Raw genomic sequence first — 15,906 nt, 5'->3', positions numbered from 1 at the left:
AATTACATTCCTATAAAAGATTCCCATGCTATTCAAGTACAAATTCGCAGGAAACAGTACGGTAACCAGTACGTCGCAAAAGACGGGACTGTCGTTTGCGCCCGATACCCTGCGTGAAAGCGCCTGGTTTGTAGGCAAGCTGCATAAAAAACTGGCTTTTCGCGAAGCCATTTCTGCACTGCACGATGTTGTTGTCAGCGATCTGCGGTTCAAACCAAAAGATAAAACAGCTTATAAAGAATGGGTAGCGCAAAACGAAGCTTTGTTCCTGGCCGAATATATGGCCGGATACGATGCCAATGCAGCCAACAATCGCATTGAGCAAATAAAAGCCGAGTTAACCGATGTGCGTTCGCAGAAGGAAAAACTGATGGCGCCTTTTTATAACGCCCGCCAGAAATACTTCAATTATTTATACGAAAAGAATAAAGAGGCCTGGTTTGTACTTGACCCGGTTATTACCATTCATCCCGATGAATTGTTTTTTGAATGCTTCAGCCAGGATGAATCAACCTACGGTAAACTGGGCTGCAACTATAATGTATTCAAACAACTCGACGACTATAAATGCGGAACTACAAACGTTGATTACTCTTCAGCGTTATATGAAGAATTCCAAAAGATCCGCGATTATAAAGAGACAGAATTAAAAGTTGATCCCAGTGGCTTTACCGTTCAAACTACCCACGAGGAACAATATAAAGAAGTAAAGATCGATTTGCCCGAAAGCTGGGTGCGTGGATTTTTACAGGTGAGCAGCGCCATGACCCTGCCTACCATTCAGTTCGACCTGCACCCAATGGATATTTATAATATCTGTTTGTTGCTGCGCCGCTTCAAAGAAAAAAGAGGACCGCGCTCATTACGTTATGTGCTGGAGCCTGGTCAACCGGTTAAAGTAATACTGGAACCCTGGGGTAAGGAGATCATTTGTGCCCGCAGCATATACCCGGGGCCAACCAGGCAGGAAGTAAGAACATGGGGAAGAAGAAGATTGCTTATACTTGAAAGGCTCATACCCGTTGCAAAGAAATTCACCGTTCATTTACTGGGCACTGGTTTGCCTTCGTTTTATATAGCCGACCTGGGCGATATGAATTTCACGTTGGGCCTTAGCGGTTGGACCGCTAACGACTGGAGCCATGCAGGCAATTTCGATCTGCTGGCGCCAAGGCTGGATGTGGATGATGCCATAAAAGCAAAAGTATTCACTTCCATTCAACAGGACTGGTTGGGAACTGCCCAACATTTTGCACAGAAGTTAAGTTTGGATTCTGCTCAGGTATCGGGTGCCTTAAGCGCTTACACCCAGGCGGGACGTGTTATTTATGATCTTAACCGCAATGTTTATCGCTTACGTGAGTTAAGCCGTGAACCATTACCGTTTGATAAACTTCGTTTCGATAACCCGCGCGAAGAAATGGCGGCCGAATTACTGAAGTCGAAAGAAATAACATTCAACTCGCAGGAACTGGCCGATGGAAGTACCCAGTTAAGCGGTACCGTAAAAGCATCGCGTAAGACTTATGATATGCAAATGGTAATAGATGCCGATGAAAAAATAAGATCGGCCAACTGTGATTGCAGTTACTATATTGAAAATAAGTTATACAAAGGTCCTTGTGAGCATATGCTGGCCATTCGCCAGTCGTTTAACAAAACAAGAATAAAAGAAGGATTCAGGTAAGGGTATATGTGACCAACATTTAAAAAAAGAATCCCTGATTTATTTAGAAATTAAAAAATAGGAATCTATATTTGTTAACCGCATTTCGTGTTCTTTGACAGAGGGGAAATAAATTACATGCACCTTGCTTCCGAAAGGAAAGAGCGATGTTTCGTCGTTCATGCAACATGAATATTTCATGCATCACCAAATGTAATCTTTACTATGGCATATAGGTACCACCGTACTATTTTCAGTACAGGCACTATGTGCCTAAATAGTACGGTGGTACCCATATGCCTTGCGTTGATTAATCTGGTCACCAGCAGGCACGAAGGCAGCATGCTTTCCCTCTGTCAATAACATGGATCTCTTCTTCACCCAACATGGCAGATAACAAAAACATTCGTCAGGAATTATACGACCGCATCCGCGAAAGTTCAAAAGACGATGTCGTTCTGGAAGAAATGAAGCGTATGGGCTTCTGGTCTAAGAATATAAATGGCCCTGGTGTTCCCGAGCTTTTAATAAAAAAAGAAACTGAGCTTAATAAAGAGCTCAATAAGCTGTATTCCGAAAGGCAAAGGTATCAGAACAAAGAAGCCGTGCTGAAAGAAATGCGGCTGAAGCGTATGGCCGATACCCGCCTGAAAAGGGAAGAGAACAAAAAGAAAAAAGAACTGGCCCGGTTGGAGCGAGCAGAGGCCTGGCAAAAAAAGAAACAAACCGAGATCATTTACCTGGGCGAAGGTGTTTCAATTGGGCTGAATAATATTGATAATAACCTGGCCGCTTTACAAAAGCACAACCTGCCGGTTTTTAATAATGAAAATGAGCTCGCCAATGCCATTGGCATTCCCTTAAAAGAGCTGCGCTTTTTATCATTCAACAGAAGAGTATCTACCATTTCGCATTACCGAAAATTTTTTATTCCTAAAAAGTCAGGTGGTAAAAGAATGATCTCGGCGCCTATGCCGCGGTTGAAACATGTGCAATACTGGATACTTGAAAATATTCTCAACAAAGTAGCCGTTCATCCCGCTGTTCATGGCTTTGCTTTACAACGCTCTATTATCAGCAATGCACAGCCGCATGTTGGTAAAGAAGTAGTGGTGAACGTTGATGTAAAAGATTTCTTCCCTTCTATACATTATAAACGCGTAAAAGGACTGTTACAACAATTGGGTTATTCAGAAAAAATTGCTGTAATACTTGCCTTGTTGTGCACCGAAGCGGTTACTGAAGAAGTAGCCATTGATGGCAGGAACTACTTTGTCCAGAAAGGCAACCGCGTATTACCACAAGGGGCGCCAACCAGCCCGGCTATAACCAACATATTGTGTTACCAGTTAGATAAAAGACTGCAGGGCCTGGCCAATAAAACGAAATGTAGTTATACACGTTATGCCGATGATGTTACTTTTTCTTTTAATAGTCCCGATACCAATGCACAACAATTGGTTTGGCGTATAAAGAAAGTACTGGCCGATGAAGGCTTTACGGTGCATCCGGAAAAAATACGCATTATGCGTAAAGGCACTCACCAGGAAGTGACTGGTGTGGTGGTGAATGAAAAGCTGGGATTAAGCCGTAAAAAGCTGCGTCAGTTTAGAGCGGTACTTCACCAGTTAAAAACAAAAGAGGCTGCTGAATTGAAATGGGGCAATGGTAACCTGGCCAGTGCCGTTACCGGTTATGCTAATTTTGTAAAGATGGTAAAACCGGCACAGGGTGCCGCCTTACAAAATCAAATTGCTGCATTATTGCAAACAAACCGGTTACAGTATCCATCAACAATTGTTAACGCGCCAAAAAATAACAATCAAAATACTTCTTCTTCTCAAAATAATACTACCGATACCAACAAGGATGACGACAAACCCTGGTGGAATGTAGTATAAGCAAAGTGATAAAACCAACAATAAAAAAAGAGTCCCGCTAACAGCAGGACTCTTTTTATTTTATGTGAATAGTTGTTAATGCCCCAGCTTTATAAGTTTGATCGTTTCTCTGCTGTTGCCTTGTTTTATTTCGAGATAATAAATACCGGGGATGTAGTTATTACCCAGGAAGAACAGACCGGTAGCAGGCAATCCGTTCCGTGATTCAACAAGTTTCCCGGCATTGTTGGTAACGGCTATGCTGATTGGTTTAGGCGAAGTGCTTAGCGTCATAATAATAAACTGGCCGGGTGACGGGTTAGGGAATGCCTTTACCGTTAATATGCCATCGTTTTCGCCGGGGAACAATGGAACACTAACCTGGGTGGATGCGGTGCTGCTATTGCCTGCACTATCGGTAGCCGTAATGGCAATAGAGTACACCCTGGCTTTGGTAAGATTCGAACGTTCGGCCCGTAGTTTAATATGATGCGCATCAACAATAACCCAATCGGGTTCATTGCCGGCTGCTTCGTTACTGGTTATTGCCAGGGAACTGGTAACGCCGCCGCAGTTATCGGTAAGGGTATAGTCGATGGTAACATCGCGCAGCTTATGGTTTGGCGGCCATAATTGCGTAGGTGTGGCTGAGATGTTTGTGATCAATGGGCTTTCAGTATCATTCACCACCACTGTATAACTATAGGTTGCGGTATTGCCTGCATGGTCGGCCACCGTCCAGTTTACCAGGGTTGAACCTTTCGCGAAAACCACACCGCTCAGGGTATTTGATTGAACAGGTGCAGCCGTTACGCCGTTTGTTGTAAGTGTATAAGAGATCAACAGGCTATCGTCGCAATTATCAGTTGCTGTTATATCGAGTTGGTTGCCGGCAGTAAATGAACAGCTGGCCGAATCGGTTGATAAAATAAGGGTACCGCCATTGCTTACTGTAAGAACCGGTGAGTTTATTACTGGTAATTCGTGATCAACAGTAGTTACAAGAAAGCTGCAGGTATCTGTATTGCCGCCGGCATCGGTAGCTATAAGCGTAACAGGTGTAACCTGCTGACCACTTACGATAGTACCAGCTGCGGGTAATTGTGTGATGGTAACCGGTGAAGATGCCTGCACTTTTGATAGCTGTGTATAATCAGGTAGCACCGCCGAGCAGTTGCTGTTCAGTACCAGTAGTGTATCTGGCTGGCAAATAATATCCGGCGCAGCGCTGGAAACCAGGTTAGAAGGCACACTTTCATTATGAAACCTGTCGGTAGTGGTTACTACATAATAATAGGTGCTGTCAACTGAAACAGACTTGTCAGTATAGCCTGTTGTATCGTTGGTAGTAATGTAAAGAATATTATCGGCCCGGCTGGTATCAATAACTGCACTGGTTGATCGGTATACTACAAACTGCCAGGCTTTATTCATTTCATCGCTTGTAACAGGTTTGTTCCATTTTAATACTACTGAATCGTAATTATATCTTACGGCTGTAACATTGGTGGGTTTATCGGGGGCAATACTGTCGCGCCAGGGCATATTGGGCACCAGCGCCGGTTTGTTATAAAAGAACAATCGCAGCGAATCGCGAAAACCCAGTTTGCTGGTACTGCGCAAACTATTGGTATTATAAACGGCGGCGCCATAAATATTAGGAAGCGAGCGGTTCAATCGTACCTCGTTGGGTATCATAGATGGGTTGGCCCAGTTGGTACCTTGCGCGGGGTCATTTACTTTATAACCTGCAAGGCCAATATAAATGTGGCGGCCATAAGCATTGTTATTCCACCAGGGTACAATTACGCCATAATTGGCGCCGGCCTGCCCAATATACCAGTATACCTGTGGGCACAAATAATCAACCCAGCCCATTTGGATCCATTTACGGGTATCGGCATATAGTGAGGTATAGTGTTCGAGCCCGCTGGTAGCAGAACCAATAGCCGGGTTGGTGCTGTTACGATAAATGCCTGAAGGTGATACACCAAATTTTACCCAGGGTTTAATGTTTTTGATGCTGTCATAAACACGTTCTATCAACAGGTTCACATTGTCGCGGCGCCAGTCGGCCTTTACAGTAAAGCCGCGTGGGTAGTCAGCAAACGAGGTGCTGTCGTTAAAGGGCGCTGTGCCGGCGGCTGGTGGCGAAGGATAGAAATAGTCATCGAAGTGAATACCGTCAACGTCATAACGGTGTACAATGTCTGTAATAACGCTGGTAACATAATCGCGTACAGCTGGCAAGGCCGGGTCAAGAATACGCAAGGTGCCCTGGCTTAACAACCACTCAGGATGTGTTTTGGTAACGTGGTTGGCGGCATAGCCCGGAATGTTGTTTGAGTTGCCCGAAGCCCGGTAAGGGTTAAGCCAGGCATGAAATTCGATGCCTCTTTTATGACATTCTTCAATGGCGAATTGCATGGGGTCCCATAAGGGATCGGGTGCTTTACCCTGTGTACCGGTAAGATCGGCCGACCAGGGTTCAATGCCACTGGCATACATGGCATCGCATTGGCTGCGTACCTGTATGAACAGTGAGGTAAGTCCTGTAGCTTTGTGATGATCGAGAATAGTTAGTAAGGCGGCACGTTGCTGTGCAGGTGTTTGGGTGCGGTTGGGCCAATCAATATTGGTGTAAGTAGCAATCCAGGCGCCCCGGAACTCTCGCTTTGGTTGTGCAATTGTTGAAACGCATAGCAGGCATGCTACGTAAACAGTTAGTAGATTTTTTAACATGGTAGGTTATTTTTGCAGGTATTGTCGAATTTACAGCCTCTATTGCAAAAGCTTGCGATATTTCGGGACTTTATAGCCGCAAAAAACTGCAAATGGAAGCAATTAATAATTAATTCATACAGTAGGTTAATTTTGCCAGGTAGAACAACCGGTTGCGTAAACTGATAATTATGATTCGTAAGAAAATAGATGTAGACATTATTAAGGATGTGTTGGAAGCGTTGTTGGAAGCGCAGCCACATTCTACGTTTGTGCAAAGCTTGTATCGCCAGTACGAGGAGCGGGGCGGACTAAGCAAAAAGCAACTGGAAGGGTTGTATAATAAATCGCTGAAGGTAGATTCAATTCCCGATAGTAAACGTGCTACGCTTGAAGCGGTGATCTTAAAGCGGCCTACCCGTTATAAATCGGCGCCGCCGCCACCCAAGCCAATGTATGAAAAGGATGAGCGTGTAGGTAAGATGATGGAAGACATCCTTGCCAAATATCCCCAGCATAAGCGGGTGGTTTTCTTAAAAGCGAAATACGACAATAATGAAACCCTTACACCTGCCGAAATTTTAGAGGTTGAGAGATTTACTAGGGTGTTGAAATAGTTTGTGGTTTACGGTTTGTAGTTTGTGGGTTATATTATTCGAGAAAGCCGTTCGCATTTCAACGTGCGGTAGCAACAACAAACTATAAACTACAAACCACAAACAGCTTTTAAGCCTCTTCGTCGAAATAAAACTTATAAAACTTCTTCCCCGTCATTTCATCAACGCCCTTTTCAATAAGATCGCGGCGGCCATGAATATATACGTGGAAGTTCTTGTCGAGCTTTAAAACGGTCTTGAATGCACGCTGTTGTTGTTTAACAGCCGATACGTGAATGGCAAATTCATCCTGTATTTCGAAGTTGCGTGCAGATTCGAAGTTCTTTTTATAATCCATAAAGGTTTCAGCCACTTCCTGGTGGTGAATAACTTCATTGGTGAACTCTTCCATGCTGAAGTTCTCTTTGGTCTTAAAGTATTCCATGGAGCGGTTCAGCATATCTATCTGGTCGCTTTTCGATACCTCGAATTTCTCGGGGTATTCATTGGTGATAAAGCTTTTGCAAAGGCTGAGGTATTTATCGGTGTGGTGAAAGCTGTCTGAATAAGGGGTTACGTTCAAAAAATCGGTTACCCAGTACTGGGCATCGTTTTGTTTGTTGGTGGCATCAACCACGCAAACTTTAAATCCTTCGTTTGTATTGGCATGAAAGATAAGACAGCCTTTATCGAGCTTGTTGATGTTCACTCCTTCTTCATGTATCACTTCCCAGCTTTGGCCATGTTGAAATACTTTTAAGAAGGTTTCTTTGGTCTCTGATTTAAACAGGCCTATTGCCCTGGTAAAATCGCCTTCAAAAGGCACATCATCAAACATTACCACATAAAACTCCCCTTCCTTTACTTTTACGTGCGTTGATTTACCATAAAGGAATTGCGCCAGTAAGGCGCTTTGCTGGGTAAAGCTTTCGCGGTCTTCGAAGATCTTGCGTACAAATGAATATACCTCATTCATTTCTATATCACTAAGGTGGGTAAAATGATATAGTTCATTCTCGTTGAATGGGCCCAGAAAGTATTTGGTGAGTAGTTTACTTACGATCTCATCGTTGAGGGTAAGCGGGTTCATGGAAAGCTTTAAGTCTTCGCCACGGGATGGATTACCTACTTTATGCACAATAACCTGTTGCAGCTGTACGCCGTCAATACCAGTCATAACCTTTTTTTGAGGCCGCGAAGATAAGGTTGGGAAGGCTATGGAATCAGAAAGATTTCCCGGGCCTGCAATAGATGTTGATAATTTTTAATTTGCAACGAATACGAGTGACCGCTTGTCTTCAATAAAACCTTAATGAAACGCCTTTTATCCTCATTGATTGTCATATTGTTAGTTATAGTATCCTGCAAAAAAGAAAAGAATGATGAAGAGGCGGTGCCCGAAGGGGAAGATTATGGGTGTATTGAACGGAGCTTTTATAAGCCAAATGATCATACCATTAGCAGCAACGAGGTGGCCATTGCAAATATGCTGTTTTCAACAGCTAAAATAGATTTTAGTCAATTCAGGTATTATCAGTACAAGCACGATACAGGCCAGTATTTTCGTGCCCCATATACAATGCGTGACAAAAAGTTTGTATGGGTAGAACGAGGCGACAGAGGACTGCGTGTTTTTAAGGGAGAACGATTGTATCTTTTTTGGGACGACACCCTTGTGGAACCAAGCCCTACTGACATTGATGTGTCACACATGGTATCGGGTATGGATACTACTTCAAATTTATCACTCGCAAGGGTGAGAAGGCTGTTCAGGCATGACATGGAAATGAAATTTCCTACAGACAACAATTCCCAACGTATTGATTATACCGATACCTGTTTCGTTGCTGAATTTGGGTTTTATGTACAAACAGTTGATAGGCAAAACCACCGAAAATGTATAAAGGCCTGGCGGGTAGCCAAAAAGAACAGTGCGAATGATGTACCGGCAGGATATTATGATGATGAAAGTGGAAAGCTGCTTACATTCATTATCCATAATTAATGAAACTATTTCACATCAAAATCAACCACTACCTTATCAGTTCGCGGGTGGCTTTGGCAGGTGAGAATATAGCCGGCTTCCACTTCTTCCTGTTCCAGGGCGTAGTTATTGTCCATATCAACCTGGCCTTCAATGAGCTTGGCCTTACAGGTGCTGCAAACACCGCCTTTGCAGGAAAACGGCAGGTCGGCGCCTTGTTGCAGGGCGGCTTCCAGTATGGTTTGGCCTTCGTATGGAAGTTCGAAGTCAAATCCTATTCCATCGAGTTTTACAGTAACCTTACTTTTTTCGGTAGTGCCTTCTTCTTTTCCTGCCTCATATTTCCTACTTCTTACTTCAGCCTTTTCGCCCGGTGTGGTAAACAGCTCAAAATGGATCTTCTTTTTTTCTATACCATATTCCTGCAGCCAGTTCATAACCGTAAAGATCATTTGTTCGGGACCGCAAATAAAAATATCATCCATGCCACGAACATCGATCAGTTTTTCGCTCAGCAGGTTCAGCTTTTCGTCATTAATTCTTCCTGAATAGATGGCGGCATCTGTTTGCTCGCGGCTTAACAGAAAGTGAATGGCAAGGCGGTTGATGTATTTGTTCTTTAAGGCTTCCAGCTGCTCTTTGAAGATAATGCTGTTCCTGCTTTGGTTACCGTATACCAGGGTAAAGCTGCTATCGGGTTCAGTTAACAGGGTGGTCTTTATGATAGAAATAACCGGCGTAATGCCACTGCCGGCTGCAAAGGCCAGATACTTTTTTTTGTGCGTGGGGTTAAGCTCTGTAAAGAAGGTACCGGTAGGCGGCATTACTTCAACCACATCGCCTTTTTTCAACATATTATTGGCCCAAACGGAGAACTTGCCATAAGGCGCTTTTTTAATGGCTACCCGAAGCTCATTATCGGTGGGGCAACTGCAAATAGAATAGGAGCGCCGTACCTCTTCATTATTTATGACCGTACGAAGTGTAAGGTTTTGCCCTTGTTTGAACAGGTAGGCGGTCTTTAATTCTTCAGGCACCTCAAATGCTATAGATACACATTCGGGCGTTTCTTTCCTGATATCAGCAATCGTTAGATGATGAAAATGCGTAGCCAAAAGGGCGATATTTTTAGTGAAACTATGCTTGTTTACGGAGGCCGTCAACCAGTATCTGCACCATATTATCTTCCAGCACTTCGCCGGCGATCTTCTTTTTACTGCGATGCCATGATTCAATACCGCTAACAGCATGTAACATGATCAATACTGCAGTAGGTGCGTCAATTGGTTTTATTTCTCCTTTACGAATACCTTCTTCAATAATGGATGCAATACGTTGCCGGTAAGCCCTGCGCTGGGTTTGCATGTTCGATAAATAAGGGTCGGTAAGGTGCTTCCATTCTCGGTCGCTTACATATACCTCTTCATAATTATCGAGCATTTGCCGAATATGGAACCGGAGAACGGCTTGTATTTTTTCAATGGCCGATTTATTGGGAGTGGCATCCACTTCCTCAATCTGCGACATGAAATTGTTGGCTGTTTTAAAGCAGATCTCCTGCAGGATCTCAGCTTTTGAGCTGATGTGATTATACAGGCTGGCTGCCTCTACTCCTACATGCTCGGCCAAATCGCGCATGGAAGTGGCGCTGAAGCCTTTTTCACGGAACAGCTTGGCTGCCTTGGCAATGATTACGTCTTTTCGTGTACCGTTTCTGTTTCTTTTAATTTTAGCCATATGAATCGGGGGTCAAAGATAATAAAAATGCTAACAATTGTTAGCGTGATAGTCAATAATACAGGTAAAAAAATAAAATTAGTTTACTAACGATTAATCGGCAATAACACTAAGTGGGCAGTATATACGGTAATAATCAGGCCACTGCATGAACGGCATGCAGGGTATCAATGTAGTTTGTGTTGAAGGGGGCAAGTTAATAAATAGTATGGCAAAACCGCTTTGTTGTTTCAGCACATAAGAAATTTCGCGTAGGTTTGCACGCCGCCTCCAACCCCCGTTGCCACTTGGAAACAGGGATGTACAGAGGTTTTCATTTAAATTCTTCATAAATACATTAACTATTCACCCAGGGCCGCCTTTAAGGCCGGACTATATGGGTTAAAAATTTGCTTATGTCTTTGATCGCTGTGGGCACAATGGCCTTTGATGCAATTGAAACACCTTTTGCTAAAACCGACTTGGTTATAGGCGGGTCTGCCACGTATGTAGCTTATGCTGCCAGCAATTTTATTCAGCCGGTTCAGCAGATCTCTATTGTGGGCTTCGACTTTCCCAAAGAAGAAATGCAGGAGTTGGAGAAAAGAGGTGTACAGTTAGAAGGTGTTAAGGTAGTGCCCGATAAGAAGTCTTTCTTCTGGAGTGGCAAATACCACATGGATATGAACAGCCGCGATACGCTGGTTACCGACCTGAACGTATTGCTGGACTTTGATCCCGTGGTGCCTGAATCGTACCAAAGCGCCGAGTTCCTGATGCTGGGTAACCTCGATCCCAAGATCCAGCTGAGCGTGATAAAGCAAATGAAAACCCGTCCCAAGTTGATCGTAATGGATACTATGAACTTCTGGATGGAAGTTGCCATGCCGGGGCTGGAAGAAGTGTTGAAAGAAGTAGATGTATTGATGCTGAATGATAGTGAAGCCCGTCAGCTGAGCGCCCAGTTCTCACTGGTAAAAGCAGCTAAAGAGATCTTGAAAATGGGTCCTAAATACCTGATCATTAAGAAAGGTGAGCACGGCGCCCTGTTGTTCCATAAAGACCAGGTGTTCTTTGCTCCTGCATTACCATTGGAAGATGTGTTTGACCCCACAGGTGCAGGCGATACTTTTGCCGGTGGCTTTATGGGACACATTGCCCACACAAAAGATATTTCGTTCGATAACATGAAAACAGCCATTATCGTAGGTTCGGCCATGGCTTCTTTCTGTGTTGAGAAATTTGGTCCTCAACGCCTGAAAGAGATCACCCGTGCCGATATCGATGCCCGCATTCAACAGTTCGTTGATCTGGTGAGCTTTGATATTGAGCTGGTTTAAATAAGAAATTTAAGGTGGGTCGCCCTATAAGGGCGGCTCACCTTTTTGTAGAAGGCGAGCCCCTCTTGGAGAGGGACCCGCCTTTTTCGTTAATTTACCTTCTCGCCAGCGTAACCACCTGTTTGAACTTCCTGGTCTTCCCCTGCAGATTAAAGATCTCTGTTAACACTACATACATACCAATGGGCAGTTTCGCCAACCGGTCGTCGAGCCCATCCCAGCGAAAGCGGCCGGCGGCGCCCAATATGGCATTATTTACCAGGTGACGAACAAGACGACCGTTGACGTCAAAAATGCGAACGTTGGCCACATAGCCCGGTTCACCCAATTGGTATTCGATGGCCGCAAAATCATTATACCCGTCATTATCGGGCGAAAAAATGGCGGGCGTTATGGCTATTTGTCCCTGGGGCTGGCCTTCGGCCATTAATTGTGAGTTTGCATAACCCGGTGTTCCATAACCTGCGGTGGAGGCGGCCGACGACCAATTCGATTTATCCTGCGTGGGTAAATTATAATTTAGCCTTTCAAGGGCAACACCTTCTTTTTCGCTCACCAATGCAAAATGCCAGTTTTGATCGTATCGCAATTCATCAATAATAGTACCCTGTAAATTCATTAATACAATAGTTCCTTTATCGTCGGGTAGCGAGGGAAGCGCTGTAAGTTCAATAATAAGTGATGGGTCTTTCACCAGGTACTGCTGTTGCAGCCATTGCCTGTTTTCTGTAAGTACCTTGTACTCGCCAGGGAACAATAACCACGATGCTGCGCTTACTGAAGTGATGCTGGTGAGTTGCCCGGTGGCATTGCGCGTGGCCAGGTACAATTGTTTAAGGTCAAAGGTCCTGTTGCTGCGGTTATATATTTCTATATAATCAAAGCCATCGGGTTTGGGGTTGAACAATACTTCATTGATAACAATGGAAAAGCTATCGGCCAAAACCGGTAAGCCGGCTTTGGCTATATTCAGCTGGTTGATCTCATTGCCCGAGCAATCTTTTATCTGCTTTGCCTTTAGTTCATACACTGTTTGATTGTTAAGTGGCGAAGCGAGTTTTAATATAATTTCTGTGCAAAGGGGCATTATAACATTTGCCGAAACTGGTTGCGCCATGCCGTTATTAATAGTATAGTTGGCGGGTGTTGCGGCAGTAGCACTATCGAGCGGTTCATCAAATAAGGCTAAAATAGTAATGCTGTCGATAGTGGCGCTACGAATAAGTGCCGGCGGTTGTTCGTCTATATTAGTAGCATTTACATCATTTATCTTTCCGGGCGAACCCCCATTGTTATTTTCACTGGCCTTCCAGTTATTCATGCCTGTACAGGGGTTCTTTGTATCTATCATTTCGAGCGACCAGCCGCCATCGCTTTTAACGGCATTTTGGTACCAGCTGCTGTTATAGGCAACTGAATGAATGAGCCTGCCTTCAGCTGAGTATAATGATATAATATCTGCATCATTATTTAAAGAAGGGAAATTGCTAACGCCAACGGTGTTGCCAAAAGGTGTGAATGAAGCAACTGCATTGGTAGCACATATAATCACAAAGCTATCGGGCTGTAGTACAAAGTTAGTGGCAATAGTAGCGGTTGTACTGCCATCACTCAACTTCCAGTTGCGTATGTTAAAGGCCGTTGTAGAAACGTTCTTTAGTTCAACAAATTCGGCATTGGGTAATTGAATGGGTGGGCTTGGGTCGGGAAACAGTTCATCGATCACGACATCAAAGCGATTGGCAAACTGGGCGATGGCGCCGCTGCACATAAGCAAAAGGCCGCAAACTATAATCATGCGGCGAAAAGCAGGTAGCATCATAATTAATTGGTTTAATACTACCTAAGCAGAGCCAGCCCTGAGGGCGGGCAAATGTAAAAAATATATAAAAAAATTAAATTTGGGTGTAAAGGAATTGCTGACTAATTTTGGCCTTCGAAATGCAAAACATAAAGAAAAATACAAAGACTACCAAGACAAGCTCCATACACGGGGAAGGTTGAGGACTACTTTGTATACCAACATATTCAGAGGCCTTCCCACAGAACGGGAAGGCTTTTTTATTTTAATGCACTGCCTCAAAGGGCCGTGATCAACTAAAAAAACAAAACAAAAGGAGCAAAACATGAAAGTTGCGGTTGTAGGTGCCACCGGTTTAGTGGGTACCAAAATGTTACAGGTATTGGCCGAAAGGAATTTCCCGGTTACTGAATTACTTCCCGTAGCCTCTGAAAAATCGGTAGGTAAAGAAGTAGAGTTCAAAGGAAAGAAATTCAAAGTGGTTAGCATGACCGATGCTATTGCCGCAAAACCAGCTGTGGCTTTATTTTCAGCCGGTGGAAGCACTTCACTGGAGTGGGCGCCCAAGTTTGCTGAAGCAGGTATTACGGTTATTGACAACTCTTCTGCCTGGCGTATGGACCCCTCTAAGAAATTAGTGGTGCCTGAAGTGAATGCCGATGTGCTCACTGCTGCCGACAAGATCATTGCCAATCCCAACTGTTCTACCATTCAAATGGTAGTGGCTTTGCAACCTTTGCATAAAAAATATAACATTACCCGTGTAGTAGTATCAACCTACCAAAGCGTTACCGGTACTGGTAAAAAAGCGGTTGATCAAATGATGGGCGAGCGTTTGAAAGCAGTAAAAGATGCTAAAGACGAATACCCTATGGCATATAAATACCCCATTGACCTGAACGTTATTCCTCAGATAGATGTTTTCCTCGATAACGGTTATACGAAAGAGGAAATGAAAATGGTGAATGAAACTAAAAAGATCATGGGCGACGACTCAATTCGTGTAACTGCTACAACTGTACGTATCCCTGTTATGGGCGGTCACAGCGAAAGCGTAAACGTTGAGTTCAATAAAGATTATGAACTGGGCGAAGTAAAATCGCTGTTACAGTCTGCTCCTGGTGTTGTGTTGGTCGATGAGCCTGCTACCCAGCAATACCCCATGCCAATGGATGCGCATGAAAAAGATGAAGTGTTTGTGGGAAGATTGCGTCGTGATGAAACACAGCCTAATACGCTTAACATGTGGATCGTGAGCGACAACCTCCGTAAAGGTGCTGCTACCAACGCGGTTCAAATTGCAGAGTACCTGATGAGTAAAGGTCTGTTGAAATAATGAATGTTGAATAATGAATAGCGAATGTCGAAGTGGCTTCACTTCGACATTCGTCATTTAATATTCGTTATTCAACATTTTCAAGCGCCCGGTTTATAAACGCTACCATGGGCTGCAGGGCCTCAAAGGCCATTAAGGTTTTTTTAAGGAGCTCTTTTGAGGTGAGGTCAACATCTTTCAACGATTGCATCGCTATCCAGCTTTTTAGCTTTAAGTACTCTCCGGCCGGATTGTCTTTATCGAAGCCTTGCGGCACCCGGCTTAAGCTCATATCCTCTTCGCGGTACAGATCGCCATATATATTGGTAAACTTTTTCGCCTGTATGATCTTCTTGAACTCATCGAAGCAATAGTCAATTTCCTGCCTTACTTTTTTGGTCTCAGGTGGCATAGGCATCCAAATGCCGCCGCCAACAAAGCTTTGCCCGGGCTCGCAATGGAAGTAGTAGCCGGCAAAGATCGATTTACGGCCGCCGCGGTTTATGCTGGCGCCCATATTCGTTTTATAAGGCGTTTTGTCTTTTGAGAAGCGAATGTCGCGATTGATACGGAACATGCATTTCTTAGCTTCCTGTTCGCGTATGGTTTCATCTTTTTGACCGTGTTTGTCAATAACTACCTGTATAAATGATCCGAAGTCGTTTTTAGCCTCTTCGTATTGTTTACGATGGGCATCGAACCAGGGCTTGTTATTGTTCTTTGTAAGGTCTTTAAGGAATTTTAAAGTGGAGGGTTGCAGCATGCTAACAAAGATAAGGGGCAATGTGATAATGTGATAATGTGATAATGAAAAGCAGAAAGGCAGTTGGCGTGAAACGTGAAACGGCAAACGTGAAAGCCGGTAGCAATTCGTCTTCGCCAAGGCT

12 protein-coding genes are annotated in these 15,906 nt (G+C 44.0%); 6 read left to right on the top strand and 6 right to left on the bottom strand.

Translation table 11 applies throughout. The features are described 5' to 3' along the window. Positions 1-25 precede the first annotated feature (25 nt). Both GGD38_RS15875 and GGD38_RS15870 read left to right on the top strand, forming a co-directional pair. On the top strand, positions 26-1,687 hold the full coding sequence (locus tag GGD38_RS15875; protein WP_375297226.1) for an SWIM zinc finger family protein: 1,662 nt from the start codon (positions 26-28) through the stop codon (positions 1,685-1,687). A 365-nt stretch (positions 1,688-2,052) separates the two neighbouring features. Beyond that, positions 2,053-3,567, top strand: coding sequence for a reverse transcriptase domain-containing protein (locus GGD38_RS15870; RefSeq protein ID WP_375297225.1), 1,515 nt, complete (start codon positions 2,053-2,055; stop codon positions 3,565-3,567). Between the two features lie 75 nt (positions 3,568-3,642). Here GGD38_RS15870 and GGD38_RS15865 read toward each other — a convergent pair whose 3' ends face one another. After that, positions 3,643-6,288 carry a family 10 glycosylhydrolase gene (locus GGD38_RS15865; protein WP_375297224.1) on the bottom strand — a complete coding sequence of 882 codons (2,646 nt, stop codon included), beginning with the start codon at positions 6,286-6,288 and terminating at the stop codon, positions 3,643-3,645. A gap of 170 nt (positions 6,289-6,458) precedes the next feature. Between GGD38_RS15865 and GGD38_RS15860 the strand changes: the two genes are divergently transcribed. Then, positions 6,459-6,884 (top strand): hypothetical protein, encoded by a 426-nt coding sequence (locus GGD38_RS15860; protein ID WP_375297223.1) that lies wholly within the window; start codon positions 6,459-6,461, stop codon positions 6,882-6,884. A gap of 109 nt (positions 6,885-6,993) precedes the next feature. On the opposite strand, the gene GGD38_RS15855 is transcribed toward GGD38_RS15860, so the two are convergent. Next, complete coding sequence (locus GGD38_RS15855; RefSeq protein WP_375297222.1) at positions 6,994-8,040, bottom strand: nucleoid-associated protein; 1,047 nt, start codon at positions 8,038-8,040, stop codon at positions 6,994-6,996. Between the two features lie 135 nt (positions 8,041-8,175). Between GGD38_RS15855 and GGD38_RS15850 the strand changes: the two genes are divergently transcribed. Next, positions 8,176-8,868 carry a hypothetical protein gene (locus GGD38_RS15850; RefSeq protein ID WP_375297221.1) on the top strand — a complete coding sequence of 231 codons (693 nt, stop codon included), beginning with the start codon at positions 8,176-8,178 and terminating at the stop codon, positions 8,866-8,868. A gap of 5 nt (positions 8,869-8,873) precedes the next feature. On the opposite strand, the gene paaE is transcribed toward GGD38_RS15850, so the two are convergent. After that, entirely contained in the window at positions 8,874-9,962 is a 1,089-nt protein-coding gene (paaE, locus tag GGD38_RS15845) for a 1,2-phenylacetyl-CoA epoxidase subunit PaaE (RefSeq protein ID WP_375297220.1), read from the bottom strand. Between the two features lie 22 nt (positions 9,963-9,984). After that, a complete protein-coding gene (locus tag GGD38_RS15840; RefSeq protein ID WP_375297219.1) occupies positions 9,985-10,584 on the bottom strand; it encodes a TetR/AcrR family transcriptional regulator in 600 nt (199 codons plus the stop codon). Positions 10,585-10,979: 395 nt separating this feature from the next. Here GGD38_RS15840 and GGD38_RS15835 point away from each other — a divergent pair, with 395 nt between their 5' ends. Beyond that, positions 10,980-11,903, top strand: coding sequence for a PfkB family carbohydrate kinase (locus tag GGD38_RS15835; RefSeq protein ID WP_375297218.1), 924 nt, complete (start codon positions 10,980-10,982; stop codon positions 11,901-11,903). 94 nt (positions 11,904-11,997) lie between these two features. Here the strand turns inward: GGD38_RS15835 and GGD38_RS15830 are convergent, their stop codons facing one another. Further along, positions 11,998-13,725, bottom strand: coding sequence for a lamin tail domain-containing protein (locus GGD38_RS15830; RefSeq protein WP_375297217.1), 1,728 nt, complete (start codon positions 13,723-13,725; stop codon positions 11,998-12,000). A 304-nt stretch (positions 13,726-14,029) separates the two neighbouring features. Here GGD38_RS15830 and GGD38_RS15825 point away from each other — a divergent pair, with 304 nt between their 5' ends. Continuing rightward, positions 14,030-15,040 (top strand): aspartate-semialdehyde dehydrogenase, encoded by a 1,011-nt coding sequence (locus GGD38_RS15825; protein ID WP_375297216.1) that lies wholly within the window; start codon positions 14,030-14,032, stop codon positions 15,038-15,040. A gap of 67 nt (positions 15,041-15,107) precedes the next feature. On the opposite strand, the gene GGD38_RS15820 is transcribed toward GGD38_RS15825, so the two are convergent. Continuing rightward, a complete protein-coding gene (locus GGD38_RS15820) occupies positions 15,108-15,782 on the bottom strand; it encodes a DUF2461 domain-containing protein (RefSeq protein WP_375297215.1) in 675 nt (224 codons plus the stop codon). Between the last annotated feature and the right edge of the window lie 124 nt (positions 15,783-15,906).

The sequence above is a fragment of the Niastella sp. OAS944 genome (assembly GCA_024809215.1).
GTDB lineage: Bacteria > Bacteroidota > Bacteroidia > Chitinophagales > Chitinophagaceae > Niastella.
This window is presented reverse-complemented; position numbering and strand designations above follow the sequence as displayed.

Coding starts and splice junctions, on each gene's coding strand:
- GGD38_RS15875 (WP_375297226.1), top strand. CDS start 26: ATGCTATTCAAGTACAAATTCGCAGGAAACAGTACGGTAACCAGTACG.
- GGD38_RS15870 (WP_375297225.1), top strand. CDS start 2,053: ATGGCAGATAACAAAAACATTCGTCAGGAATTATACGACCGCATCCGC.
- GGD38_RS15865 (WP_375297224.1), bottom strand. CDS start 6,288: ATGTTAAAAAATCTACTAACTGTTTACGTAGCATGCCTGCTATGCGTT.
- GGD38_RS15860 (WP_375297223.1), top strand. CDS start 6,459: ATGATTCGTAAGAAAATAGATGTAGACATTATTAAGGATGTGTTGGAA.
- GGD38_RS15855 (WP_375297222.1), bottom strand. CDS start 8,040: ATGACTGGTATTGACGGCGTACAGCTGCAACAGGTTATTGTGCATAAA.
- GGD38_RS15850 (WP_375297221.1), top strand. CDS start 8,176: ATGAAACGCCTTTTATCCTCATTGATTGTCATATTGTTAGTTATAGTA.
- GGD38_RS15840 (WP_375297219.1), bottom strand. CDS start 10,584: ATGGCTAAAATTAAAAGAAACAGAAACGGTACACGAAAAGACGTAATC.
- GGD38_RS15835 (WP_375297218.1), top strand. CDS start 10,980: ATGTCTTTGATCGCTGTGGGCACAATGGCCTTTGATGCAATTGAAACA.
- GGD38_RS15830 (WP_375297217.1), bottom strand. CDS start 13,725: ATGATGCTACCTGCTTTTCGCCGCATGATTATAGTTTGCGGCCTTTTG.
- GGD38_RS15825 (WP_375297216.1), top strand. CDS start 14,030: ATGAAAGTTGCGGTTGTAGGTGCCACCGGTTTAGTGGGTACCAAAATG.
- GGD38_RS15820 (WP_375297215.1), bottom strand. CDS start 15,782: ATGCTGCAACCCTCCACTTTAAAATTCCTTAAAGACCTTACAAAGAAC.